Annotated in this window: 19 protein-coding genes and 2 tRNA genes; 13 read left to right on the forward strand and 8 right to left on the reverse strand. The window is 63.1% G+C overall.

Annotated features, from left to right (window positions below; genetic code table 11):
• Positions 1–148 precede the first annotated feature (148 nt).
• The 4 genes from AB4Z19_RS24230 to ahpF all read left to right on the forward strand — a co-directional run bounded on the left by AB4Z19_RS24230 (position 149) and on the right by ahpF (position 6,941).
• The gene (locus AB4Z19_RS24230) at positions 149–1,555 is read left to right on the forward strand and encodes an RCC1 domain-containing protein (RefSeq protein WP_442027564.1); all 1,407 of its coding nucleotides are present in this window, start codon (positions 149–151) and stop codon (positions 1,553–1,555) included.
• Between the two features lie 124 nt (positions 1,556–1,679).
• Positions 1,680–4,478, forward strand: a complete 2,799-nt coding sequence (locus tag AB4Z19_RS24235) for an EAL domain-containing protein (RefSeq protein ID WP_442036265.1) — start codon at positions 1,680–1,682, stop codon at positions 4,476–4,478.
• Between the two features lie 174 nt (positions 4,479–4,652).
• Positions 4,653–5,216 carry an alkyl hydroperoxide reductase subunit C gene (gene ahpC, locus AB4Z19_RS24240; RefSeq protein ID WP_442036266.1) on the forward strand — a complete coding sequence of 188 codons (564 nt, stop codon included), beginning with the start codon at positions 4,653–4,655 and terminating at the stop codon, positions 5,214–5,216.
• A 147-nt stretch (positions 5,217–5,363) separates the two neighbouring features.
• Positions 5,364–6,941, forward strand: coding sequence for an alkyl hydroperoxide reductase subunit F (gene ahpF / locus AB4Z19_RS24245; RefSeq protein ID WP_442036268.1), 1,578 nt, complete (start codon positions 5,364–5,366; stop codon positions 6,939–6,941).
• Between the two features lie 67 nt (positions 6,942–7,008).
• On the opposite strand, the gene AB4Z19_RS24250 is transcribed toward ahpF, so the two are convergent.
• The 5 genes from AB4Z19_RS24250 to AB4Z19_RS24270 all read right to left on the reverse strand — a co-directional run bounded on the left by AB4Z19_RS24250 (position 7,009) and on the right by AB4Z19_RS24270 (position 11,083).
• Positions 7,009–8,118, reverse strand: a complete 1,110-nt coding sequence (locus tag AB4Z19_RS24250) for an AI-2E family transporter (RefSeq protein WP_442029441.1) — start codon at positions 8,116–8,118, stop codon at positions 7,009–7,011.
• A complete protein-coding gene (locus AB4Z19_RS24255; RefSeq protein ID WP_442036270.1) occupies positions 8,118–8,627 on the reverse strand; it encodes a cyclic nucleotide-binding domain-containing protein in 510 nt (169 codons plus the stop codon). The genes AB4Z19_RS24250 and AB4Z19_RS24255 overlap by 1 nt, the downstream gene beginning before the upstream one ends.
• A 61-nt stretch (positions 8,628–8,688) precedes the next feature.
• Positions 8,689–8,765 (reverse strand) — tRNA-Asp (locus tag AB4Z19_RS24260).
• 18 nt (positions 8,766–8,783) lie between these two features.
• Positions 8,784–8,859: transfer RNA gene (locus AB4Z19_RS24265), tRNA-Val, on the reverse strand.
• Positions 8,860–8,959: 100 nt separating this feature from the next.
• Positions 8,960–11,083 (reverse strand): S9 family peptidase, encoded by a 2,124-nt coding sequence (locus tag AB4Z19_RS24270; protein ID WP_442036272.1) that lies wholly within the window; start codon positions 11,081–11,083, stop codon positions 8,960–8,962.
• 63 nt (positions 11,084–11,146) lie between these two features.
• Here AB4Z19_RS24270 and AB4Z19_RS24275 point away from each other — a divergent pair, with 63 nt between their 5' ends.
• From AB4Z19_RS24275 to AB4Z19_RS24290, 4 genes are all read left to right on the forward strand, one after another.
• Positions 11,147–12,418, forward strand: a complete 1,272-nt coding sequence (locus tag AB4Z19_RS24275; RefSeq protein ID WP_442022213.1) for an MFS transporter — start codon at positions 11,147–11,149, stop codon at positions 12,416–12,418.
• 78 nt (positions 12,419–12,496) lie between these two features.
• Complete coding sequence (locus AB4Z19_RS24280; RefSeq protein ID WP_442022215.1) at positions 12,497–12,859, forward strand: nuclear transport factor 2 family protein; 363 nt, start codon at positions 12,497–12,499, stop codon at positions 12,857–12,859.
• A gap of 12 nt (positions 12,860–12,871) precedes the next feature.
• Positions 12,872–13,699: an alpha/beta fold hydrolase gene (locus AB4Z19_RS24285; protein WP_442022217.1), complete on the forward strand. Its 828-nt coding sequence runs from the start codon at positions 12,872–12,874 to the stop codon at positions 13,697–13,699.
• Positions 13,696–14,526, forward strand: coding sequence for a helix-turn-helix transcriptional regulator (locus AB4Z19_RS24290; protein WP_442022219.1), 831 nt, complete (start codon positions 13,696–13,698; stop codon positions 14,524–14,526). Before AB4Z19_RS24285 ends, AB4Z19_RS24290 begins: the two co-directional genes overlap by 4 nt.
• On the opposite strand, the gene AB4Z19_RS24295 is transcribed toward AB4Z19_RS24290, so the two are convergent.
• The gene (locus AB4Z19_RS24295) at positions 14,523–16,247 is read right to left on the reverse strand and encodes a methyl-accepting chemotaxis protein (protein WP_442022221.1); all 1,725 of its coding nucleotides are present in this window, start codon (positions 16,245–16,247) and stop codon (positions 14,523–14,525) included. The two genes, AB4Z19_RS24290 and AB4Z19_RS24295, sit on opposite strands and share 4 nt — an antisense overlap.
• 108 nt (positions 16,248–16,355) lie before the next feature.
• Here AB4Z19_RS24295 and dinB point away from each other — a divergent pair, with 108 nt between their 5' ends.
• The 3 genes from dinB (at position 16,356) to AB4Z19_RS24310 (ending at position 19,373) form a co-directional block, all read left to right on the forward strand.
• Positions 16,356–17,510: a DNA polymerase IV gene (dinB, locus tag AB4Z19_RS24300; protein WP_442036274.1), complete on the forward strand. Its 1,155-nt coding sequence runs from the start codon at positions 16,356–16,358 to the stop codon at positions 17,508–17,510.
• 90 nt (positions 17,511–17,600) lie between these two features.
• Positions 17,601–18,425 (forward strand): hypothetical protein, encoded by an 825-nt coding sequence (locus AB4Z19_RS24305; protein ID WP_442022225.1) that lies wholly within the window; start codon positions 17,601–17,603, stop codon positions 18,423–18,425.
• A gap of 51 nt (positions 18,426–18,476) precedes the next feature.
• Entirely contained in the window at positions 18,477–19,373 is an 897-nt protein-coding gene (locus AB4Z19_RS24310) for a recombination-associated protein RdgC (protein WP_442022227.1), read from the forward strand.
• A gap of 42 nt (positions 19,374–19,415) precedes the next feature.
• Here AB4Z19_RS24310 and pdxR read toward each other — a convergent pair whose 3' ends face one another.
• Positions 19,416–20,825, reverse strand: coding sequence for a MocR-like pyridoxine biosynthesis transcription factor PdxR (gene pdxR / locus AB4Z19_RS24315; RefSeq protein ID WP_442022229.1), 1,410 nt, complete (start codon positions 20,823–20,825; stop codon positions 19,416–19,418).
• 78 nt (positions 20,826–20,903) lie between these two features.
• On the opposite strand from pdxR, the gene AB4Z19_RS24320 reads away from it, so the two are divergent.
• Positions 20,904–21,920, forward strand: coding sequence for a TlpA family protein disulfide reductase (locus AB4Z19_RS24320; RefSeq protein WP_442022231.1), 1,017 nt, complete (start codon positions 20,904–20,906; stop codon positions 21,918–21,920).
• Positions 21,920–23,461, forward strand: coding sequence for a protein-disulfide reductase DsbD (gene dsbD, locus AB4Z19_RS24325; protein WP_442022233.1), 1,542 nt, complete (start codon positions 21,920–21,922; stop codon positions 23,459–23,461). Before AB4Z19_RS24320 ends, dsbD begins: the two co-directional genes overlap by 1 nt.
• On the opposite strand, the gene AB4Z19_RS24330 is transcribed toward dsbD, so the two are convergent.
• Positions 23,458–23,943, reverse strand: a complete 486-nt coding sequence (locus AB4Z19_RS24330) for an asparaginase domain-containing protein (protein ID WP_442022235.1) — start codon at positions 23,941–23,943, stop codon at positions 23,458–23,460. The genes dsbD and AB4Z19_RS24330 overlap by 4 nt on opposite strands.
• Positions 23,944–23,991: the final 48 nt, after the last annotated feature.

The following is a 23,991-nucleotide window of genomic DNA, read 5'->3' on the forward strand; positions in this document are numbered from 1 at the left end:
GGTTCACGCCCTGGGTTTCCCCAAAGGTTTCCCAATTTCATAATTTACATGGATAATCCCCGCGTGCTTGTGCCTTGGCGCGGGCTGAACTGTGGGTACACTGACCGGTATCCGCGACTTATCTATCTGGATGATTATGAAAATGACCATGAAGTCCCTCCTGCTGATCCCGGTGCTGGCGTTGCTGGCGGCCTGCGGAGGCGGTGGCGGCAGCGACAGCAGCTCTACGCCATCCACCACTACGCCAACCCTGCAGTCGATCGCGCTGACGCCGGCCAACCAAACTATTCCTGTCGGCACTACCCTGCAGCTGACGGCGACCGGCACCTATTCCGACGGCAAGACCGCTGTTCTGAAGGACAACCTCACCTGGTCCGTCAAAGGCAGCAATGCGACCGTGGCCACCACCGGCCTGGTGACCACGAAAGTCGTCGGCAGTGAAACCATTACCGCCACTTCCGGCAGCATTTCCGGCAGCACGGCCATCACCATTACCAACCCATGGGATTCGGTTGCCGCCGGCGGCAATCAGACGCTGGCGCTGAAGCGCGACGGCACCATCTGGGGCTGGGGCAGCAACGGCTGGGGCCAGCTGGGTGACGGCAGCACCACCGACCAGAACAAGCCGGTGGCAGTCAGCGGTGGCGTGAACACCTGGAAGCAGGTCGCCAGCGGCGAATTCCACACCGTGGCGCTGCGCGCCGACGGTTCCCTGTGGGCCTGGGGCTTTAACCAGAACGGTCAGCTGGGCACGGGCACCACCGACTCCAAGCCGGTACCGACCCTGATCGGCACCAGCAAGAACTGGGTCTTTGTGGCCGCCGGCAAGGCGCATACCCTGGCCATCGACAAGAGTGGCCTGCTGTGGGCCTGGGGCCGCAACTTCAACGGCCAGCTCGGCGACGGCACCACGGTCGACAAGCTGGTGCCGACCAAGATCGGTACCTTCACCAACTGGAAAATGGTTTCCGCAGGCGCTACCCACAGCATCGGCGTGCGCGCCGACGGTTCCCTGTATGCCTGGGGCGGCAACGCCAGCGGCCAGCTCGGCAATGGCGGCCTGGTGGACCTGACCGCGCCAACCAAGGTCGGCACGTCGACCTGGGTGACTGCGGCGGCCGGTGGCTCGCACACCCTGGCCATCCGCGCGGACGGCGCCATGTTCTCGTGGGGCAGCAATGGTTCCGGCCAATTGGGCAACAATAGCGCCAGCAACGCTACCGCACCGGTGCAGATCGGTACGGACATGAACTGGGCCAGCGTCGCCGCCGGCGGCCAGCACTCGCTGGCTGTTAAAGCGGACGGCACGCTCTGGTCCTGGGGCTCCAATAGCGATGGCCAACTGGGCGCCGGTAATACCTTCGATAGCGGCGCGCCGACGCAGGTGGGCACCTCCACCATCTGGAAAGGTGTGAGCGCCGGCATCGTGCACTCTTTCGGCGTGCAGACCGACGGTACCCTGTGGGGCTGGGGCCGCGCAGCCGAGGGCCAGCAAGGCAATGGCAGCAGCGGCAGCACCGCAGCGGCCGTGCTGGTTCCTACCGCCCTGCAATAATCCTAATCGGGGGGACGCCCGTCCCCCTACTGCTGCGCGAAAGCCACACAGCGCGTGACGCAAGGGCCGGAGCGGCTACAATCGGGTTGTCATCCATTGCCAACCAGCCACTCCGGACCGTTCAGTGCGCGACATCCTGACCCAACGCCTGCTCCGACTTTCCGCCAGACTGGCTGTCTGGTGTGCGGTAGGCGTATTGCTGCTTCCCGCAGCAGCGCTGGCGCAGGAAAAAATCATCCTCCAGCTGAAGCACACCCACCAGTTCCAGTTCGCCGGTTATTACGCCGCGCTGGAAAAAGGCTATTACAAGGAAGCCGGGCTGGATGTGCAATTCCGCGAAGGCACCGACGGCAATGAGCCTGAGCGCGCCGTGCTGGCCGGAAGCGCCCAGTATGGCGTAGGCAGCAGCAGCCTGTTGCTGGCGCGCCTGTCTGGCAAACCGCTGGTGGTGCTGGCGGTGGTATTCCAGCACTCGCCTTATGCGCTGGCCATGCGCCAGACCGGACCCGCACCGGATATCCACGCCATAGTCGGCAAGCGCGTGATGATCGGCTCGCTGACCGACGAGCTGACCCAGGCCGACGAAGTCATGGCTTATCTGAAGAAGGAAGGCATCGCCACCAACAGCCTGATTCGCGTAGAGCACAGCTTCAATCCGGACGATCTGGTGAAGGGCAAGGTGGATGCGATGTCCATCTTCGTCACCAATGAACCGGACTATCTGGACCGCGTCGGCTTCCCCTACGATATCTATCTGCCGCGCGCGGCGGGCATCGACTTCTATGGCGACAATCTGTTCACCAGCGAAGCCGAAATCGCGGCCCATCCCGACCGCGTGAAAGCCTTCCGCGCGGCCAGCATGCGCGGCTGGCAATATGCGATGAACCATCAGGAAGAAATCGTCGACCTGATTCTGAATAAATATTCGCGCCGCCACGACCGTATGCACCTGCTGTATGAAGCGCGCCAAATGGTGCCGCTGGTGCAGCCGGTGCTGGTGGAAATCGGCTACATGAATCCAGACCGCTGGCAGCACATCGCGGATATCTACACGGAACTCGGCATGCTGCCGAAGGGCGTCAGCTTTAACGGCTTCCTGTACAACACGGAGCCGGGCGCAGACCTGACCTGGCTGTACCGTGTGCTGGGCGTGGCGGCCTCGCTGCTGGTGGTTGGCGCCGTGATCCATTTCAGCCTGCTCACGCGCGAGCGCAGCCGCGCCGAGGAAGCCATCCGCAAAGGCGAGCAGCGCTTCCGCACCATGTTCGAAGCGGCGCCGATGGGGATTGCGCTGATCGATTCCATCTCCGGCAAGTTCCGCGACGTGAACCCGCGCTACGCGGAAATCGCGGGCCGCGACGCGGCGGAAATCAAGGCCAGCCGCTGGATGGATATCTGCCATCCCGACGATGTGGGACCGGAGCAGGAAAAACTGGTGCAGCTGGCGGCGCGGGAAATCTCGGGCTTCAAAATGGCATTGCGCCTGCTGCGTCCCGATGGCAGCGTGGTGTGGGTCGATGCCTCGCTGAAGGCGGTCGATTCGGAAGCCACGCCGCACCATCTGTGCATGATCGAAGACATCACCGAGAAAAAGGAAACCGAGGCCCTGGTCTGGCAGCAGGCCAATTTCGACACGCTGACCCAGCTGCCGAACCGCCGCATGTTCCTGGACCGGTTGCAGCACGATGTGCTGAAGAGCCGCCGTGACGGCACGCGCATCGCGATCCTGTTCATCGACCTGGACCACTTCAAGGAAGTCAATGACACCCTGGGCCATCATCAGGGCGATGTGCTGCTGGTCGATGCCGCGCGCCGCATCGGGGCCTGCGTGCGCGAATCGGACACCGTGGCCCGCCTCGGCGGCGACGAGTTCACGGTGATCCTGCCCGACCTGAATGAAGTGGACCGCGTGGAAGCCATCGCGCAGAACATCATCAACAGCCTGCGCCAGCCTTTCCAGCTGGGGCAGGAACAGGCCTTCGTGTCGGCTTCGGTCGGCATCACCCTGTATCCCGACGACGCAGCCAGCATCGAAGACTTGCTGAAGCACGCCGACCAGGCCATGTATGCGGCCAAAGGCGCGGGACGCAACCGCTTCAGCTACTTCACGCCTGCATTGCAGGTGGCGGCGCTGAACCGCATGCGCCTGACCAATGACTTGCGCGGCGCGCTGAAAGGCGAACAGCTCAAGCTGTACTTCCAGCCCATCGTGCATCTGGCGAGCGGCAAGATCCACAAGGCGGAAGCGCTGCTGCGCTGGGAGCATCCGCAGCGTGGCATGGTCAGCCCGCTGGAATTCATTCCGCTGGCCGAAGCGAGCGGACTGATTGTCGATATCGGCGAATGGGTGTTCCATGAAACCGCGCGCTGGGTGCAGCGCTGGCGCAAGGAAGTGCATCCCGAGTTCCAGGTCAGCCTGAACCAGTCGCCGCTGGAATTCCAGCGTGAGCGGGGCGGCTACGAATCCTGGCTGAAGCACCTGCAATCGCTGGGCGTGCCGGGACAAGCCATCGTGGTCGAAATCACCGAAGGCCTGCTGCTCGACGCGAACACCCAGGTCACCGACAAGCTGCTGCAACTGCGCGATGCCGGCATCCAGGTCGCGCTGGACGATTTTGGTACCGGCTACTCTTCCTTGTCCTACCTGAAGAAGTTCGACATCGACTACCTCAAGATCGACCGCAGCTTCACCCGCAACCTCGCCCCCGATTCCTCCGATATGGCGTTATCGGACGCCATCATCGTCATGGCCCACAAGCTCGACCTGCGCGTGATCGCCGAAGGCGTCGAAACCCCGGAACAGCGCGACCTGCTCGCGGCCGCCGGCTGCGACTACGGCCAGGGCTATCTGTTCGCCCGTCCGCTCCCGGCTGCCGAGTTCGACAAACTCCTGCATACGCCCTCGCAGTCTATTGCTGCATAGCAAACCTGCCGAATCGGCAACCGAACTGTCATGAAAGGCGGATAATATCGGTCTCTCCGTCCTGTCTTGATAGCTAAATTCAATTGAGACAATTTGAACAATCAATTTTTCAAATCGGACGGGAAGCCGTAAGATGGCAACTCATTGATTCACAAACCTCACGAGGAAACCACAATGTCTCTGATTAACACCCAAGTAAAACCATTCAAGGCAACCGCTTACCACAACGGCAAGTTCGTTGACCTGACCGAAGAATCCCTGAAGGGCAAGTGGTCGGTATTCGTGTTCTACCCAGCAGACTTCACTTTCGTCTGCCCAACCGAACTGGAAGACCTGGCTGATAACCACGCCGAATTCCAGAAAATGGGCGTTGACGTGTACGGTATCTCCACCGACACCCACTTCGCGCACAAAGCATGGCACGACACCTCCGACGCCATCAAGAAAGTGCAATACCCACTGATCGGCGACCCAACCGGCCTGCTGTCCCGTAACTTCGAAGTGATGATCGAAGAAGAAGGCCTGGCACTGCGCGGTACCTTCGTGATCAATCCAGAAGGCTACATCAAGGTCATGGAAGTGCACGACAACGGTATCGGCCGCGACGCATCCGAACTGCTGCGCAAAGTGAAGGCAGCTCAGTACGTGGCTTCCCACCCAGGCGAAGTGTGCCCAGCCAAGTGGACCGAAGGCGCTGAAACCCTGAAGCCATCCCTGGACCTGGTTGGCAAGATCTAAGCAACCGTCAAGGCAGGTGCCTGCCACGTCGTGGCAGGCACCCGATCCAGCGGTTTGACAGCGGCGGGCCTGGTGCCCGCCTTGGGGCGTTGAAGCGGTACCAACCGCAATCTAATACTCGCCCCAAAAATTGAAAGGAACCACGCCATGCTGGACGCAGATCTCAAAACTCAATTAAAAGCTTACCTGGAGCGCGTAGTGCATCCGATTGAGATCGTTGCCTACACTGACGGCTCCGCCAAAGCGCAGGAAATGCAGGCGCTGCTGGAAGACATCCGCACCTCCAGCGACAAGATTACCGTGGTCGAAGGCCATGACGCCGGCACCCGCCGCCCGTCCTTCACCATCACCCGCAAGGGGACCGATATTGCCGTGAGTTTTGCCGGCATCCCGATGGGCCATGAATTCACCTCGCTGGTGCTGGCCCTGCTGCAAGTGGGCGGCCACCCGATCAAGCTGGACGAGAAAGTGATCGAGCAGATCCGCAATCTCGACGGCGATTATGTGTTCGAGACCTTCATCTCGCTCAGCTGCCACAACTGCCCGGAAGTGGTGCAGGCGCTGAACGCGATGTCGGTGATTAACCCGCGCATCAAGGTCGTCGCCATCGACGGCGGCGTATTCCAGAAGGAAGTGGAGGACCGCCAGGTGCTGGCGGTGCCGATGATGTACCTGAACGGCCAGCATTTCGGCCAGGGCCGCACCAATGTCGAGGAAATCCTCGCCAAGCTGGATACCGGCGCCTCCGCCCGTGCCGCGGCTGAATTGAGCAAGAAAGACGTGTTCGACGTGCTGATCGTCGGCGGCGGCCCTGCAGGTGCGGCGTCCGCGATCTACACCGCACGCAAAGGCATCCGCACCGGCGTGATCTCCGACCGCTTCGGCGGCCAGGTGCTGGACACCCTGTCGATCGAGAACTTCATCTCGGTGAAAGAAACCGAAGGCCAGAAATTCGCCATGGCCCTGGAAGAACACGTGAAGCAGTATGAAGTGGATGTGATGAACACCCAGCGCGCCGCCAAGCTGGTGCCGGGCCGTATCAAGGAAGTCCACACCGAAAGCGGCGCCGTGCTGAAGGCGAAGACCGTGATCATTTCGACCGGCGCGCGCTGGCGCGAAATCAACGTGCCGGGCGAGAAGGAATACCGTAACCACGGCGTGGCGTACTGCCCACACTGCGATGGCCCGCTGTTCAAGGGCAAGCGTGTGGCGGTGATCGGCGGCGGCAACTCCGGCGTTGAAGCCGCCATCGACCTGGCAGGTATTGTGGATCACGTGACCCTGATCGAGTACGGTGCCGAACTGCGTGCGGACGCTGTCCTGCAGCGCAAGCTGGCGACCCTGCGCAATGTGAAAGTGATCAAGTCGGCCCAGACCACTGAAGTGCACGGCGACGGCAAGAAGGTGAATGGCCTGAGCTACACCGACCGTAACTCCGGTGAATCGCATCGCGTGGAGCTGGAAGGCGTGTTCGTGCAGATTGGCCTGGTGCCTAACACCGAGTGGCTGAAGGGCACCATCGATCTGTCGAAGCACGGCGAGATCGAAGTCGATGCGAAGGGCCAGACGTCCGCGTCCGGCGTGTTCGCAGCAGGCGACGTGACCACGGTGCCGTACAAGCAGATCGTGATCGCCGTGGGCGAAGGCGCCAAGGCCGCACTGGGCGCCTTCGATCACCTGATTCGCTCCGGCGACGACGAAACTGAACTGGCTGCCGCCGCTTAATAAAACCCGCGGCGCAAAGCAGGTGGCTGCCACGATGTGGCAGCCACCAGGTTTTTCAGCCGCGGGTTTAAAGATCCGCGCTAGCCTGCTTCATGCGCAAGGCCCGGGTATAGCGGTGTCTTGCGCGCAGGCGGCTGTTGGTCACCAGCTCTCCCAGCGTCTGTCCGACAACCGTCACAATCCCCAGCAGGGGCAGCACCATCGCCAGACCAGCCACTCCGGCCACCGAGCCGCCGATAAAGATCATCAGCACCGCAATCAGCGGATGGATATGCAGGCTGCGGCCAATGGTCATCGGCATAAACACGAAATCATCCAGCAGCCGCACCGCAATGAACACCCCAATCGCGCTGTAAGCGATCAGCGCATTGTCCGGCGCATCGGTGGACGCCACCATCACCACCATCACGCAGCCTGCGATTGAGCCCACATAGGGCACCCAGGCCAACAGGGCGGCGATAAAGCCCAGCACCAGCGGCGAATGCAGCCCAATGGCCCACAAACCCAAAGCCAGCGCCGCCGTATCGATCACCGTCAGCTTCATCATGCCGACGAAATAGCGGCGTGCCGTCTGGTCCACCTCGTGCAGCAGGAACAGCGTGCGCTCGAAGAAGGCGTTCGGCACCGCACGCACCAGGAAGCGCTTGAAGCGGCGCCCATCGCGCAGGAAGAAGAAGGTCAGGAAAGGCGCCAGCAGCAGTGAAGGAATCCAGCCCGCAGCGGCCACCAGCACGCCGGCCAGACGGTGCTTGAGGAAGTCGTCCGTCCATGCCGCAAAGCCGCTGTTGACCGTCTCGCTCAGATGGATCTGCCGCAGCAGGCGGAACTCGCGTTCCAGGGCCTGCAAGCTGCGGCTCAGGAAACTCAGGCCGCCGGTGACATAGCGCGCCACCACTTCCTGTCCGTTGGCAGAGGGCGCGGACGCCCAGCTCGCAGTGGCCAGCACAACCAGCAGCAATATCAGCGTGGCGCCGGCATACACAATCGGCACGGCCGCGTTCTTGCGCAGGCCCATGCGCAGCAGACGCTGGGTGGGCGGCAGCAGCACGTAGTAGAGAACGATGCCTTCCACGAAAGGAATGGCCAGCCACAGCATGCGTTCCATCAGCACGAGCAGCAGGCAGGTAGCGCCGATGATGGCGCACCACACCACAGGACCGGAGCGATGCTCGTCCATCACATCAACTCGATCTGCGGACGGTCGCCCATGAAGTTGCGCAGGCGGCGTCCCAGGTGGCGGGCCAGGGCCAGGGCGATCTTGTAGCCGACCACGGCATCCGTCTCCATCAGCGCAATAAAGTCGGCGCGGAAGAACACGGCCAGCTCGCAATCGCCGATGGCGCGTGCCTGGGCGCTGCGCGGCGTATTGTCCAGCAAGGCCATATCGCCGAAGTAGGCGCCCGGTTCCAGCTCGGCGACCGGCTCGTAGCCGTTTTCGCGCGCCTTGTTGATGCGTACCCGCCCCGCCAGCACCAGATACAGCGCCTGCCCTTCCTCTCCTTCATCGAACACGATTTCATCGGCCAGATAGCGGCGCTCATGCACCAGGCCGTACACGGTCTTCAATTCACGCGGTGTGAGGGACGCAAACAGGGGCGAACGATGCAGCTGCTTTTCCAGCGGCGACAGGTCGTTCGATTTGAGGAAACCAAAGATCACGGCAACTCCCTTAGGCAAGAGTTCCATTATGGCATTGCGGATGCAGAAATGAAAAAAGCCCGGACTAGCCGGGCTTCTCTCTGAATGTTGGCGGAGTGGACGGGGCTCGAACCCGCGACCCCCGGCGTGACAGGCCGGTATTCTAACCAACTGAACTACCACTCCATTTCTTCTCAGTGTGACTGGTGGGCGTTGAGAGGGTCGAACTCCCGACCTAATCCTTGTAAGGGATCCGCTCTACCAACTGAGCTAAACGCCCCTGCCTTCACTGTCGAACGTTTGTCACAACGTTCGGAAGAGGCCGTATTCTACTGTGGCTTTTCGGGATCGTGCAAGCGTTTTTCGAAAATAATTTGTGGTTATTGCGAAACGCCAAGTTCCGACAAGATCCACGCCGTTTCAAAAGCACGCTCTTCCAGCGCGTTGTAGCGGCCCGAAGCGCCGCCGTGGCCGGCGCCCATATTCACCTTCAGCAATAGCGGATTGCTGTCCAGTTTGAAGGCACGCAGCTTGGCCACGTACTTGGCCGGTTCCCAGTACATCACCTGGCTGTCGTTCAGCGCCGTGGTCACCAGCATGGCCGGGAAATTGGCATAGGTGATGTTGTCATAAGGACTATAGCTGCGCATATAGTCGTAAGCCGGCTTCTGGTTCGGATCGCCCCATTCCAGATATTCGCCCGTGGTCAGGGGCAAGGTCGGGTCCATCATGGTATTCATCATGTCGACGAAGGGCACGCCTGTATGCACCGCATGGAACAGATCCGGCCGCATATTCACCACCGCGCCCATTAACAGTCCGCCCGCACTGCGCCCCTCGATGGCGAGGCGCGGCGTGCTGGTCCACTTTTCCCGGATCAGGTATTCGGCGCAATCGATAAAATCGGTGAAGGTGTTTTTCTTCTTCATCAGCATGCCATCGTCATGCCAGGACTCGCCCATCTCGTTGCCGCCACGGATTTGGGCCGTGGCGTAAATCACGCCGCGTTCCAGCAGGCTTAGCCGCGGCAGGTTGAAGCGCGCTTCGGATGGTGCACCGTAAGCGCCGTAGCCATACAGCAGCAGCGGCGCTGTGCCATCCAGTTTCACGCCCTTCTTGTAGGCCACCCATATCGGCACCTTCACGCCGTCGCGCGCGGTAGCCCACAGGCGCCTGGTTTCATACTGGCTGAAATCGAATCCGCCCGCGATTTCCTTTTGCTTCAGCACTTTGAGTTCGCCCGTCTTCATATTCACTTCCAGCACGCGCGGCGGTGTGATCGGCGATTCGTAGGAGAGCATATAGCCGGTAGAAGTGTATTCCGGCGTGCCGTCGAAGCCCGGCCTGCGCTCGCCGCTGGACCAGTACACCGGATCGTCGAATTTCACCGTCTGCCATTTCTTCGTGCTGAAGTCGTAGATACGCGTGAGGTTCAGCGCCTTCGACTTTTCGCTCACCACGAGGAAGTTCGCATAAGGCTCGATCATCTCCACCAGCACGTCGTTGTTATGCGCCACCAGCGTAGTCCACTTCTTCGGGTTGGCCAGGGTTGCTGTCACCACGCGGAAGTTCTTCGCATCCTTGTTGGTCAGGATGTAGAGCAGGCCGTTGCGGTGCTCGACGTAATAACGGTGGCCCTTTTCGCGTCCCAGCACGGTGCGGAAGGTGCCGGTCGCTTCGGTGGCTGGCAGCATGCGCACTTCGGTGGTGTCTGTGGCCTGGTGGTCGAGGAAGATCACCTTGTGGTCGCGGCTGGGACGCACTTCGAGGCTGAACTGCTCCACCGTTTCGTTGAACAGCTGCTGGGACTTGCCATCCACGTTCAGCCGGAACAGGCGGTCTGCGCGCTTGGTGGTGGCGTCCTCCTGCACCACGAACAAATTTCTGTTATCGGCAGCCCAGGCCATGGAACGCGCGCGCGGCATGCTGGCGCCGAGCAGTTGGCCGGTCTTCAGGTCCTTGATGTGCAGATCGTACTGGCGAAAGCCCGTGGTGTCGGTCATATACGCCAGCAGCGTTTCGTCCGGACTGACGGCGGTCGCTTCCAGCATGAAGAAGGCGTGGCCTTCCGCCAGCGCGTTCTGATCCAGCAGCAGTTCTTCCGGCGCCTTGTCGTCGTAGGACAGGTCCGGCGCCGCACGGCGCCGTACATTCAGCGGATATTGCTTGCCTGCTTCGATGCGCGTGTAATAGTAGTAATGACCGCGCCGCGTCGGCACCGAGAGGTCGGTGGGCTGGGTGCGCGCTTTGAACTCCGTGAACAGCTTGTCCGCCAATGGCTTGATATCGGCCGTCATGGCCGCGGTGTAAGCGTTTTCGGCGTTCAGCTGGGCCAGCACGGCGGGGTCCTGCTTGTCCTGCAGCCAGCGGTACTCGTCGGTGACTTCCTCGCCATGGCGCATGGTCAGGTACTGGCCCTTGGTGGCGACGGGCGGCGTGGGCGGCTCGGCAGCGGCCGCGCTGAGCGAGAGTAGAGCAAGGACTGCGATCAATTGTCGGGTCACTTTGAACTCCTGTGATATTTTGTGCAATGATTCTAGAGTCATGGGAATAAAAAGCAAATGCCAATGAACCCAATCGAAACGCTCTACGGACGCGTGGGCCGCCGCCTCGTGCCCTTCCTATTCCTTTGCTACGTGGTGGCCTACCTGGACCGCGTCAACGTCGGCTTTGCCAAGCTGCAGATGCAGGCTGACCTCGGGCTGTCGGAGACGGTGTACGGCCTCGGCGCCGGCATCTTCTTCATCGGCTACTTCCTGTTCGAGGTACCGGCCAATCTGCTGATGACGCGGGTCGGCGCGCGGCGCTGGATCGCACGCATCATGGCCAGCTGGGGCGTGGTGTCGGCGGCGATGATGTTCACCACCAGCACGCATAGCTTCTATGTACTGCGCTTCCTGCTCGGTGCGGCGGAAGCCGGCTTCTTCCCCGGCGTAATTCTGTACCTGACCTACTGGTATCCGGCGCGGCGCCGCGCGCGGATCGTCGCCATCTTCATGAGCGCGATTGCGGTGGCGGGTGTGCTGGGCGGGCCGATGTCAGGTGCGATCATGAGCGGGCTGGCGGGCGTGTCAGGCCTGAAAGGCTGGCAGTGGCTGTTCCTGCTGGAGGGCTTACCGTCCATCGTGGTCGGCGTCTGGGCCTTGTGGTATCTGGATGACAGCATCGACGATGCCATGTGGCTGGACGATGAACAGAAGGCCATGCTGAAGCAGGAGCTGGCCGCCGATAACGAATCACCGCGTACGCAATGGACGCTGCGCCACGTCTTCGGCAGCAGCCGCGTGTGGATGCTGGCCCTGATTTACTTCCTCTTCGTGATGGGCCTTTACGGCGTGAGCTTCTGGCTGCCGCAATTGATCCGCAACAGCGGCGTGCAAGATGTGCTGAGCGTCGGCCTGCTGACCGCCATCCCTTACGGCATCGCGGCGGTGGTGATGATCGCGTCCGCCCGCCATTCCGACCGTACCGGCGAGCGCCGCTGGCATGCCGCGATTGCCGCTTTCGCTGGCGCTGCGGGCCTGGCCATCACCAGTCACACCAGCGATCCGTTGACCTCGATGATGGCACTGAGCCTGGCCACGGCGGGCATCCTGAGCACCTTCCCGGTGTTCTGGAGCCTGCCCACCTCCATGCTGGGCGGCACCGCAGCGGCGGCGGGCATTGCCATCGTCAATTCGGTCGGTAACCTGGCAGGCTTCCTCAGTCCCTACATGGTGGGCGCCATCAAGGACGCCACGCACAGCACGACGCAGGGCATGATGGTGCTGGCTGCCAGCCTGCTTGCGGGCGGCGTGCTGGTGCTGCTGTGCGTGAACCGGAGGAACGAGGTGCTTTGATTACCTGGCACGTAATCGCCGTGCCGTGCTGATTTCCCGAGAATGAAGTCACTTCATCACTTCTCAAGGAGATCGGAAATGAGCAAAGCCCGCGCAATCGCCCAGCAATACCTGGCCGTCTGGAATGAACGCGACGCCGCCGCGCGCCGCGCCAGAGTGGCGGAACTCTTCACGCTGGAAGCCGAGTACAAAGATCCGCTGATGAAAAGCGCCGGCCACGAAGGCCTGGACGCCATGATCGCCGACGCCCAGGAACACTTCCCCGGCCACCGTTTCGCCCTGCATGGCACGCCGGATGAACACAACGACGTGATCCGCTTCTCGTGGAACCTGGCCACGCCCGGCGCCGAGCCGATTGCCAAAGGCACCGACGTCGCCACGGTGCATGCGGACGGCCGCCTGAGTAGCGTGACCGGCTTCATCGACTACTTCGCGCAGTAAGGGGAGTCCGCCATGACCGCCTACAAAGCTTCAGGCGCCCATATCGTGGAGCCCAACTTCATTCGCACCGCCGATGGCGTGAACCTGTTCTACCGCGACTGGGGCGATGGCAAGCCGGTCGTCTTCGTGGGCGGCTGGTCGCTGCCATCGGACCAGTGGAACTACCAGATGCTGGCGCTGCTGGAACAGGGCCTGCGCGTGATTGCCTTCGACCGCCGCGGCCATGGCCGTTCCAGCGATCCGGGCCGCGGCTATCAGCTCGACACGCTGGCCGATGATCTGGCCGCCGTGCTGGAAGCGCTGGACCTGCACGAAGCCACGCTGGTGGCGCACTCGATGGGCTGCAATGAGGTGGTGCGCTACCTCACCCGCCACGGCGACGGGCGCATCGAAGCCGCCGCTCTGCTGGGCACCATGACGCCGGACTTCCGCGCTGCCGGCGACATGTTCGAACACTTCCGCCGCGAGCAGCTGTCGAAAGATTTCCCGTTGTGGATAGACGAGAACATCGATCCCTTCGTCCCCGGCGTCACACAAGGCCTGAAGGACTGGCTGCGCGGCCTGGCGCTGCAAACTTCCGCGCAAGCCCTGTATGAATGCAACCGCGTGGTACAGCATGCGGACATGCGCGACGAAATGCGCCGTATCGGCATCCCCACGCTGCTGATCGCCGGCACACAGGATGTGAGCGCGCCGTTCGAACTGACGGCGAAGCCCAGCATGGACCTGCTGCCCAACGCACGCCTGCGCGTGTACGAGGGCGCGGCACATGGTATGTTCCTCACCCATATGCAGCGCGTGAACGGCGACTTGATTGAATTCATCCTGGGGAGAAAATGACCGAACAGTATTTCAGCGACTACGCACAGGCCATGAAGTATTGGCGTACCAAGCGCGGTTACAGCCAGCTGCGCCTCTCCACTGAAAGCGGCGTTTCGCAGCGCCATATCAGCTTCCTCGAAAGCGGACGATCGCAGCCAAGCCGCGAGCTGATTCTCAAGCTGGGCATGACGCTCGATATCCCGCTGCGCCAGCGCAATGTGATGCTGCTGGCGGCGGGCTTCGCACCGGCTTACCAGGAGCGCAGCCTGTCCGATCCCGAGATGGCGGCGGTGCGCCAGGCGCTGGACTTCATGCTGCAGCAGCAGGCGCCGTATCCCGCGCTGGTGGTGGACCGCCTGTGGAATCTGCAAATGCACAACGGCCCTGCTGCGGCCATGATGTCCTGGATTCTCGGCCTGCCGGACAACACGCCTCTACCCAGCGTGAACGTGGTAAAGCTGACGCTGGACCCAAATGGGGTACGTCCCTATTTAGCAAACTGGGAAGACGTTGCCACCGATCTGCTGCAATGGATTCAGCGCGAAGCGATGGGCGATGGTCCCGGCAGCGAAGCCACGCGCCTGCTGGAAGACTTGCTGGCCATGCCCGGCGTGCGCGCTGCCGCCGCTGCGCCGAACCTGGAGCGCCGCGCGCTGCCCTTCCTGCCCTTCACGGTGCGCAAGGATGGCACGGAGCTGAATCTGTTCACCACCATCACCACTCTCGGCACGCCGCATGATGTGACGGTGCACGAGCTACGGCTGGAAGCTTTCTTCCCGGCGGATGAAGCCACGGCGCAGTGGTTCAAAGCTCGGGCGGCGCCGGGCAATCGTCAGCATTCTTAGAATTCCTCCCATTCATTCGCATCCGTCGTGGCGGCGCTGGCGGTGGGGCGCCGCGTAGGCGTCGGCCGGGCTTTGTGTGCCAGCTGTTTCTGCGCTGCCGCGGACGATGGCAGTGCCGCGCGTACTGGCACGGCTGCCGGGGGCGGCGGAACCGGCGAACGTGGCAGGGCCTGGCTGACGTCGATCTTGAAGACCGCAACCGCCTGCTGCAGCTGCACGGCCTGCTCCTGCATGCTGCGTGCCGCGGCGGCGGCTTCCTCAACCAGCGCGGCATTCTGCTGGGTGACCGAGTCCATCTCGGCCACGGCAGTGTTGATTTGCTCGATGCCGGCCGTCTGTTCATTGCCCGCGTTGGCGATTTCGCTCATGATGCCTGCCACCTGCTGCACCGAGTCGACGATACGCTGCATAGCCGCGCCAGCCTGGTCCACCAGCTTGCCGCCCGCATCCACTTTCGCCACCGAATCGTCGATCAGCGCCTTGATCTCGCGCGCTGCCTGCGCCGATCGGTGCGCCAGCGTGCGTACCTCGCCCGCCACCACCGCAAAGCCGCGCCCCTGCTCGCCCGCGCGCGCCGCTTCCACGGCGGCGTTGAGGGCCAGGATGTTGGTCTGGAAAGCGATACCGTCAATGACGCCGATGATGTCCACAATGCGCGCCGAGCTATCCTTGATGGCGCCCATGGTTTGCACCACTTCGCTCACCACTTGTCCGCCCTGGCTGGCGTGATCGGCGGCGGACACCACCAGCTGATTCGCCTGCCGCGCATGGTCGGCGTTCTGGCGCACGGTGGAGGTCAGCTCTTCCATGGAGGACGCAGTTTCTTCCAGCGCCGCGGCCTGCTGCTCGGTGCGGCGCGACAGGTCCAGGTTGCCCGCGGCGATTTCCGCCGTGCCGGTGGTGATGGTATCGGTGCTGTTGCGCACCGAGCCGACCGTGCGGGTCAGCGCCGCCACCATTTCCTTCAGCGCGTTCAGCAGCCGTCCCGTTTCATCCTTGCGCTCGACCTCGATGCGGCTGGTGAGATCGCCCTGGGCCACCGTTTCCGCCAGATCCACCGCCTGGTTGATGGGCGTAGTGACGGAGCGCGTAATCAGCCAGCCGGCGAGAATCGACAGCAGTGTCGCCACCACCAGCTGGCCGACCATCAGCCAGGTGGCCTCCTGCGCCGTGTCTTCCGCCTTGGCGCCGTCTTCATTCATCAGTTTGCCCTGGAAGGCGAGAATCGCATCGAGCTTGCCAAAATACGCGTTCTGCGCCGGGACCATATCGCTGAACATGTACTGGATGGCGCCGTCGCGGTCGCCGCCCTGGAAGCGTTTCAGCACTTCGTCGCGCTTGGCCTTGTAGTCGAGGAAGGCCTGAGTCTCTTCCGCAAACAGGCGCTTGGCCTCGGCGCTGCGGATGATCTGCTCCAGCTTATTGGCGGCTTCGGCGCCGCTGCGGTCCGACTCGGCCATGCTGGCGAGGAATGCGGCCGACTTGCCGGCATCCGGTTCCAGCATTGCGTTGCGCAGCGATTGCGCGGAGCGGTTGGAATGGCTGCGCATCTCATTGGTCAACACCACCTTCTGGTAGCGGTCGCTGACCAGCTTGCCGGTCAAATCTGAAATCTGCTGGATGCGCCCGATGCCGGTGAAGGACATCAGCAGCATGATCAGGATCGTCACTGCAAAACCAAGGGCCAGCCGGGCGCCAATTTTCAGGTTTGAAAGTGTCATCGCTATCCTCCGGGGGGAGCACTCATCGTATGCTTTTTCACGAGAGGCTGGCTCTCTGTTGAATACTGGATATAATTACAGTATTTCAACAGCCATTCATCCTCCCGCATGAGCAGGCCGCGCCGTATCGCCCACCTCGACATGGATGCGTTTTACGCGTCGGTGGAGCTGTTGCGCTATCCGGAATTACGCGGCCAGCCGGTCGTGATTGGCGGCGGTTCGCGCCATCAGCCTCGGCAGTTAGATGATGGCACGAAGCAGTTTTCCCGATTGCGCGACTATGTAGGACGTGGCGTAGTGACCACATCCACCTATGAAGCGCGCGCCCTCGGCGTGTTTTCGGCGATGGGCACGATGAAAGCCGCTGCCCTGGCGCCGGATGCCATCCTGCTGCCGACCGACTTCGAGTCCTATCGCAAATATTCACGCCTGTTCAAGGCGGCGGTGGCGTCCATCGCGCCGCAGATCGAGGACCGCGGCATCGACGAGATCTACATTGACCTCAGCGATCTGCGCGAGGACACGCGCGAGCTGGGCCAGCGCCTGAAGGCTGCGGTGAAGGAAGCCACCGGCCTGACCTGCTCGATCGGCATCGCGCCCAACAAGCTGCTGGCCAAGATCTGCTCCGACCTGGAAAAGCCGAACGGGCTGACCATCATTTCCCACGACGATGTGCCGGCCCGCATCTGGCCGCTGCCGGCGCGCAAGGTGAACGGCATCGGCCCCAAGGCGGCCGCCAAGCTGTCCGCGTTGGGCATTGAAACCGTGGGTCAGGTGGCGGCGGCTGATGCCCGCCTGCTGCAGGAACATTTCGGCCTGAATTACGCGGAATGGTTGCAGCGCATCTCCCACGGCCACGACGAACGCGAAGTGGCGACGCGCTCCGAGCCCAAGGGCATCAGCCGCGAAACGACGTTCGAGCGCGATCTGCACGCGCGGCAGGACCGCGGCGAGCTGTCCGAAATCTTCACCCGCTTGTGCACAAAGCTGGCTGAGGACCTGGCGCGCAAGCGTTATGCGGGCCGCACCATCGGCATCAAGCTGCGCTACAGCGACTTCCGCACAGTCACGCGCGACGTGACCTTGCCGCTGCCGACCGCCGATGCCGCCGCCATCCGCCGTGCGGCGGGCGAGTGTCTGCGCCGTGTGCCGCTGGACCTGAAACTGCGTCTGCTCGGCGTGCGCGTGTCGGCGCTGTCGCCGTTGGATGAGCTGGGCGCCGCGCCACCGCCCAGGCAGGGCGATCTTTTCGCCAGTCTGTGAGAATCCGAGAGTATTTCAGCCTGCAAGCGACCGCATAATGCCGGCGCGAGCCGGGGAATTGTGCCGCCGGCTGCGAACTGGAATTTGCCGATGGATCGAACGCTGTCCCTCCAGCGCCGCGCCCTGCTGCCCGCGCTCGCGCTGCTGCATCTCGCCGCTTTAATGGCCCTGCAACGCCCATTGCCGCGCCCGGCCGCAGAGCGCGTCCAGCGCGAAGGCGAGCTGGTATTCCTGCTGCCGGCGCCGCCAGCGCCCATCCACCCCCGGCTCGCAGCGCACCCGCCGCTCCCGGACCGGCGGACGCTGCTGTCCACGCCGACACATGCAGCCGCCCCGATCGCGCCGCCGCCCTCATCCGCGCATGTATCCGCGCCCCCTGTTCGGCCGACCGTCCCTATAGAGCCGCCGCCATCAACCGCGCGACCTTCGACGCCGTTTGCCCCGCCGGCCGCCGCGGTCGAGTCGCAGCCGCTATCCGCACCCGCACCCGCACCCGCACCTGCACCCGCACCCGCGCCGCCTGCCGCCGCCGCTGCCGCTGCCGACCCTTCCGCAGCGCCGCCCTCCGCGGCATCGCTGCCCCTCACGCTTCCGGTCGACGACCCTTTCGCCAAGCCGCACGGCGGCCCGGACACCCTGCTCGCCAAATCCCGCCGCGCCGTCGCGGCCATCGACCGTGACTTGCGCAGGGAGCGTCACTTCCCGGCGGTGACGAAAGAGCCCGAGCTCGCTACAAAGATCGCCGCCGCCGGTGTCGACCGCGGATTCGGCATGACGGAGCGCGTGTTGCCAAATGGCGACGTGATCACCAGGGTGCGTACGCTCTTTACCAGCTACTGCGTGCTGAAGTCCGGCCCCAACCCGCCGCCCGGAAGATCACCCGGACAAACATTAATCGTGACCTGTCCGAAATGAGCCATGTAAAATGTCGTTCCTTTTAAATGCTCAGTAAGGCAAGCACCAGTTATGTGGTTCAAGAATCTCCAGATCTACCGTCTGCCCGCGCCGTGGGCGTTTACTCCCGAACAACTCGAAGAAGCTCTGCAGCCGCATTCCTTCACGCCCGCCAACAGCAATGAGCTGATGCGCCAGGGCTGGGACAAGCCGCGTCCGAACGGCGGCCTGGTCCACGTGGTCAACAAGCAAATGCTGATCGTGCTCGGCACCGAGAAAAAGCTGCTGCCGTCCACTGTGGTGAACCAGGTGGCCAAGGCCCGTGCCGCTGAGTTGGAAGAACAACAAGGTTTCGCTCCTGGCAAGAAAGCCATGAAGGAACTCAAAGAGCGCGTGCACGACGAGCTGCTGCCGCGCGCATTCACCATCCGCAGCAATGTGTGGACCTGGATCGACCCGGTCAACGGCTGGCTGGTGGTCGATGCTGCCAGCCCGGCCAAGGCCGATGACGTGATCAAGCACCTGCTGAAGGCCGTCGACCGCATGCCGCTGGAATCGCTGCGCGTGCAGCGCTCCCCGGTCGCAGTGATGACTGCCTGGCTGCAGGAAGACGAAGCGCCGGCCGGCTTCACCGTCGACATGGACACCGAATTGCGCGCCACCGGCGAAAGCAAGGCCGCCGTGCGCTATGTGCGCCACACCCTGGAGCCGGAAGAAGTCCGCCGCCACATCGCCGCCGGCAAGCAGTGCACCCGCCTGGCCATGACCTGGGACAGCAAGATCAGCTTCGTGCTGACCGAAGCCCTGGCCATCAAGGGCGTGAAGCCGCTGGACGTCATCAAGGAAAACGAAACCTCCACCCGCAACGACGAAGAGCGTTTCGACGGCGACTTCATGCTGATGACAGGCGAACTGTCCAAGCTGATGAAGGACGTGGTGGAAGCCCTCGGCGGCGAAGCGACCGCGTAATGGATCGCGGCACTGCGCCGCGATAGCAGTTCGTAGGGCGGATCATCGATCCGCCGTCCGGAGCAGCCGCGAACAGTATTCGTAAGCTCGCTCCGCCGGCACATTCGTCGCCCCCAGCAGCAAGCCCTGCGGCGCCTGATCGGGCGCCGCGAACCATCCCGACAGCGCCGATGGCGTGAAGCCCGCCGCACGCGCGGCCACCAGCGCGTCGCCATCCCTGGACACTTCCAGCAGCACCGACAATCCGGCCGGCACATTGCGCGCGCCCAGTTGGTCCAGCGCCCGCGCTATTGCCATCCTGCGCTCGCCGTATAAACGCTTCATATGCCGCAAATGGCGCAGATACAGTCCACTGCGCAGGAACTCCGCCACCGCCAGCTGCACCGTGGGCGATGGCGCCGGATACAAGGTGGCCGCAGTTTCCACGAAGCGACCCACCAGCGACTGCGGGACGACCAGAAAGCCCACGCGCAGAGCGGGGCTGAGCGTCTTGCTGAAGGTCCCGATGTGCAGCACCCTTCCCGCGCGGTCGAGCGCCGCCAGGGCCGGTGCAGCGCGGGCCTGCAGCTGCAGCTCGCCCATGTAATCGTCCTCGATAATCCAGGCGCCCGCTTGCGCCGCCCAGTCCAGCAGCGCCAAACGCCGCGGCAGGGCCAGCGTGACGCCCAGCGGTGCCTGCTGGCCCGGCGACACGATTGCCAGTGATGCATCGCCGGCCAGTTCCATCCCCACGTCGACCTGCACGCCGTCCTGATCAACCGGCACGGGCACTGCCTGCATACCGGCCAGTGCCAGTCCGTCGCGTGAAACCGGATAGCAAGGGTTCTCAATCCAGGCGCGTTCGCCATGCAGCGACAGCACTTGCAATGCAAACGACAACGCGCCTGCGTGGCCATTGGTGATGAACACCTGCTCCGGTGCGCAATCCATGCCGCGCGCGATGCACAGGTAAGCCGCGATCTCCGCGCGCAGCTCGGCCTCGCCGCAGCGGTCAGGATAGGTGAGCGGCGACGCCGCCGCGCGGCGTGCGGAACGCGCCATGATGCGCGACCAGGTCTTGTAGGGGAAGGCATCCTGCGCCGGCACCGCGACCTGGAAGATGCCAGGCCGAGCGGCAGCGCCGCGCCGCGGGATTACGCCGGAATCAGCGCCGGCGTGGACGCCGCGCATATCGGCCCCGCGCTGCGCCTGCATTGGCAGAACGGGTTGCGCCGCCACATGGCTGCCCGCCGCGCCAGCCGTGGAAATCAGCTGCTCGTCGCGCAGCACTTCATACGCCAGCCGCACCGTGCCGCGTGCAACGCCCAGCTGTGTGGCCAGATCCTGCCATGACGGCAGGCGCGCGCCGGGGGCGAGGCGTCCATCGCGAATGGCGTTACGTACGCCAGTGCTGATCTGCTCCGTCAACGAAACGGCGGCCTTGCGGTCGATGGCGATGGGAAGATGGTACATAGATTTGGATCGATCTTGCGTCTTTTTATTGAACCGCCACAAAAGTACCATGAAATCATCAAATTCCTGAGGATGACCATGAAAGCACTCATCGTTTCTCTGCTGCTGGCCGCGGCACTGCCAGCCTTCGCCGCCGACGTTTCCGGCAGCGGCAATGACCGCGCCCGTTCAGCTGGACAGCGCCTGATCGGCCAGCCCGGCCCCGCTGCCACGCTGACCACCATCGATGGCGAACGCATCGAACTGGCCAGGTATTACGGCAAGCAGCCGGTCTATCTCAAATTCTGGGCTACCTGGTGCGTGCCTTGTCGCGAGCAGATGCCGGCCTTCGAAAAAGCCTATCAACAGTACAAGGGAAAGATCGCCGTGGTGGCTGTGAACGCGGGCTTCAGCGACAAGGAGCCGGACGTGCGCGCCTACCGCGAGAAGTTCGGCATCCACATGCCGATCGTGATCGATGACGGCAGCCTCGCCGGCCAGCTGAATTTGCGCGTGACGCCGCAGCATGTGGTGATCGGACGCGATGGCCGCATCGTGCACATTGGCCACCTGCACGACAAGGCGCTGGAAGATGCGCTGGCCAAAGTGGCGAATGACGACAGCGCGCCTTCTGCGTTGCCGCTGGCGCCTGCCGTAGCAAGCCAGGCGTCGCTGAAGCTGGGCGATGCAGTAAGCGCCTTGTCCGCAACAACCATCGACGGCAAGGCCTACGCGCTCAAGCCTGGCAAGCCGCGTGCGCTGGTGTTCTTCTCGCCCTGGTGCGAATCCTATCTGCGTGACAGCAGGCCTGCCGTGGCGCAGGCCTGCGCACGGGTCCGCGAACAATCCACGAAACTGGCGAAAGCGCCCGGTGTGGAGTGGCTGGGTGTAGCCGCACCGATCTGGGCCAGCGAGAAGGAAGTCGCGGGTTATGGCAAGAGCAAGAAGCCCGGCATGCCGCTGACGCTGGATAAATCCGGCGAGATCTTCAAAGCCTTTGGCGTGCGCGATATCCCGAGCGTGGTGTTGATCGATGCTAAAGGCCGCGTGGCGCGCGTGCTGGGTCCGGATGACAAGGATCTGCCGTCGGCCGTGCAAACCCTGAGGATGCAGTGATGCGCCGCCTACCGCTGTTTTTGGTCCTGCTGCTGGCGCTTCTGTGCTTCGGCCGCACGGCGCTGGCTGCTGATGATTTCCTTGAGCCGGAGGCAGCGTTTCGCGTCTCGGCGCGCATGGTCGATAGCGCGCATGCCGAGGTGCGCTTCGACATCGCCGAAGGCTACTACATGTACCGTGAACGCTTCGCCTTTTCGGCACGCGGCGCCCAGCTTGGTGCAGCCGTTCTCCCTGCCGGTAAGGTGAAATTCGACCAGACGTTCGGCAAGCAAGTGGAGACTTATCGGCACGCCGTGGCGATCACCGTGCCGGTCACCGCGTCCGGCCCGTTTACGCTGACTGCGAACAGCCAGGGATGCGCCGACGCAGGCTTGTGCTACTCGCCGATGGAAACCACGCTGCAGCTCGATCCCGCCGGCGCCGCCCCCGCCACCACGCCTGCCGCCGCTTCTGTCTCGCCCGCGACGCCAGCCGCAGGCGATGATGTGACCGGCATTGGCGCGGCGCTCGCTGGCGGCAGGCTGATCGCGATCGTCCCGCTATTTCTGCTGCTCGGTCTTGGCCTGGCGTTCACACCCTGCGTGCTGCCGATGGTGCCAATCCTGTCGTCTATCATCATGGGCCAATCGGGGAAGATAGATCGCAAGCGCGGGCTGGCGCTGTCCGGCGCCTACTCGCTCGGCATGGCCTTGGTGTACACGGCGCTGGGCGTAGCCGCGGGACTGGCAGGCGAAGGCCTTGCCGCGAGCCTTCAGAAGCCGTGGGTACTGGGGGTGTTTGCGCTGCTGATGGTTGCGCTGTCGCTGTCCATGTTCGGTGTCTATGAACTGCAGGTGCCATCCGTACTGCAAAGCCGGTTGACCAGCGCGTCCAGCCGGCAAAGCGGCGGCAGGCTGGCGGGCGTATTCGTGATGGGCGCCATCTCCGCGCTGATTGTCGGCCCCTGCGTCGCCGCACCGCTGGCCGGAGCGCTGGTTTACATCAGCCAGACGCGCAACGTCATCATCGGCGGTGCTGCACTGTTTTCAATGGCGGCAGGCATGAGCGTGCCGCTGCTGCTGGTGGGCGTATCGGCGGGCAGCCTGCTGCCGAAAGCCGGTGCATGGATGACGCGTGTGAAAAGCGTCTTCGGGGTGCTGCTGCTCGCCATGGCCGCTTGGTTTGCATCGCCGTTGCTGGCTTCCGAAAAGCACGACACCCGATTCCAGCGCATCAAAACGGTGGCTGAATTGGATGCTGCGCTGGCGTCGGCGGGAAGCAAGCCGGTCATGCTCGACTTCTACGCCGACTGGTGCGTGTCCTGCAAGGAAATGGAAAAGCTGACCTTCCCCGACCGCGCCGTGCACGACAAGATGTCGCGCGCCGTCCTGCTGCAAGCTGACGTCACCGCCAACACGCCGCAAGACAAAGCCTTGCTGAAGCGCTTCGGCCTCTTCGGCCCACCAGCGATCATCCTGTTCGCGCAAGGCAAAGAAGCCAAGCGCGTCATCGGCTACCAGGACGCAGCGACCTTCAGCCGCTCCCTGGCTGCAATCGATTAGAGCGGCTGGAACACGCCGGCGGCCTTGTTCTTCTGCACATTGTCCCAGGCGAAGATCTGGCCGTTCATGGCGACATACACGCCAGGCGGCAGAGTTTGCGCGACGCCGCAGGCGAAGCCCATGTTGAAGAAGGCGTCGGAGTTGTCGATTTCGTAGGGAATCATGGCGCCGGTGAAGACGATGGTTTTGTCCGTGACAGCCGGGCCGAGAACGGCCGCGGTTTCCTTCATCGTGTCGGTGCCATGGATGATGACGATGGCTTTTTCGGTGGCGTTTTTGCACGCGGCGAGCACCCGCTCGCGGTCGGCATCGACCATATCCAGCGAGTCGAGCAGGGACACGACTTCCAGTGCGCAAGGCGTGGTGATGCGGGCGCGGGCGATGGCGGCGGGCAGGTGGCTGTCGGCAAATTCGAGCTTGCCATTCAGTTCGTTGTAGTGCTTGTCAAAGGTGCCGCCAGTGGCGATGATGCGCAGAGTCATGATGAAATAGAATGGTGAGGTGAACGGGCTGAATTCTAGCCGAATTTA

The organism is Pseudoduganella sp. RAF19 (assembly GCF_052114165.1).
Lineage (GTDB): Bacteria > Pseudomonadota > Gammaproteobacteria > Burkholderiales > Burkholderiaceae_D > Rugamonas.

What these genes read in the sequence shown, in the direction of transcription:
- AB4Z19_RS24285 (WP_442022217.1), top strand. Translation starts at nt 12,872, where the DNA reads ATGACCGCCTACAAAGCTTCAGGCGCCCATATCGTGGAGCCCAACTTC.
- AB4Z19_RS24230 (WP_442027564.1), top strand. Translation starts at nt 149, where the DNA reads ATGAAGTCCCTCCTGCTGATCCCGGTGCTGGCGTTGCTGGCGGCCTGC.
- AB4Z19_RS24290 (WP_442022219.1), top strand. Translation starts at nt 13,696, where the DNA reads ATGACCGAACAGTATTTCAGCGACTACGCACAGGCCATGAAGTATTGG.
- AB4Z19_RS24305 (WP_442022225.1), top strand. Translation starts at nt 17,601, where the DNA reads ATGGATCGAACGCTGTCCCTCCAGCGCCGCGCCCTGCTGCCCGCGCTC.
- AB4Z19_RS24255 (WP_442036270.1), bottom strand. Translation starts at nt 8,627, where the DNA reads ATGGAACTCTTGCCTAAGGGAGTTGCCGTGATCTTTGGTTTCCTCAAA.
- AB4Z19_RS24330 (WP_442022235.1), bottom strand. Translation starts at nt 23,943, where the DNA reads ATGACTCTGCGCATCATCGCCACTGGCGGCACCTTTGACAAGCACTAC.
- AB4Z19_RS24275 (WP_442022213.1), top strand. Translation starts at nt 11,147, where the DNA reads ATGAACCCAATCGAAACGCTCTACGGACGCGTGGGCCGCCGCCTCGTG.
- AB4Z19_RS24250 (WP_442029441.1), bottom strand. Translation starts at nt 8,118, where the DNA reads ATGGACGAGCATCGCTCCGGTCCTGTGGTGTGGTGCGCCATCATCGGC.
- ahpF (WP_442036268.1), top strand. Translation starts at nt 5,364, where the DNA reads ATGCTGGACGCAGATCTCAAAACTCAATTAAAAGCTTACCTGGAGCGC.
- AB4Z19_RS24295 (WP_442022221.1), bottom strand. Translation starts at nt 16,247, where the DNA reads ATGACACTTTCAAACCTGAAAATTGGCGCCCGGCTGGCCCTTGGTTTT.
- ahpC (WP_442036266.1), top strand. Translation starts at nt 4,653, where the DNA reads ATGTCTCTGATTAACACCCAAGTAAAACCATTCAAGGCAACCGCTTAC.
- dinB (WP_442036274.1), top strand. Translation starts at nt 16,356, where the DNA reads ATGAGCAGGCCGCGCCGTATCGCCCACCTCGACATGGATGCGTTTTAC.
- dsbD (WP_442022233.1), top strand. Translation starts at nt 21,920, where the DNA reads ATGCGCCGCCTACCGCTGTTTTTGGTCCTGCTGCTGGCGCTTCTGTGC.
- AB4Z19_RS24310 (WP_442022227.1), top strand. Translation starts at nt 18,477, where the DNA reads ATGTGGTTCAAGAATCTCCAGATCTACCGTCTGCCCGCGCCGTGGGCG.
- pdxR (WP_442022229.1), bottom strand. Translation starts at nt 20,825, where the DNA reads ATGTACCATCTTCCCATCGCCATCGACCGCAAGGCCGCCGTTTCGTTG.
- AB4Z19_RS24280 (WP_442022215.1), top strand. Translation starts at nt 12,497, where the DNA reads ATGAGCAAAGCCCGCGCAATCGCCCAGCAATACCTGGCCGTCTGGAAT.
- AB4Z19_RS24320 (WP_442022231.1), top strand. Translation starts at nt 20,904, where the DNA reads ATGAAAGCACTCATCGTTTCTCTGCTGCTGGCCGCGGCACTGCCAGCC.